The organism is Stenotrophomonas sp. GbtcB23 (assembly GCF_019091045.1).
In the GTDB taxonomy this organism is placed as follows: Bacteria; Pseudomonadota; Gammaproteobacteria; order Xanthomonadales; family Xanthomonadaceae; genus Stenotrophomonas; species Stenotrophomonas rhizophila_A.
Genome location: NZ_JAGXKC010000693.1, coordinates 1 through 236, shown reverse-complemented (window position 1 = coordinate 236; position 236 = coordinate 1). Strand labels below are relative to the sequence as shown.

Annotated in this window: 1 pseudogene; it reads left to right on the top strand. The window is 61.0% G+C overall.

The features are described from left to right. Positions 1 to 124: pseudogene (locus KVS69_RS21245) on the top strand (VanZ family protein); the annotation flags it as partial. Positions 125 to 236 lie beyond the last annotated feature (112 nt).

Below are 236 nucleotides of genomic sequence, written 5' to 3'. Positions count from 1 at the left end.
CGCACTGACCGCCGACCGCATGGCCGACCCGATGGATGCGCTGGCCAAAAGCGACGGGGTGGTGGACGGCATGGCAACGGTATTCACGCCACAGCGCGACCTGCTTTTACGCATGAAGGGCTAGCCGGGTAGGGACGGTTCCCGAACGACCACAGTGAACGTATCAACGCCCGGTAACGCAAGACCTGCAACGAAGCAGAAGCCGTTGCCGTTGATTGCATTGCGTTACCGGTTTC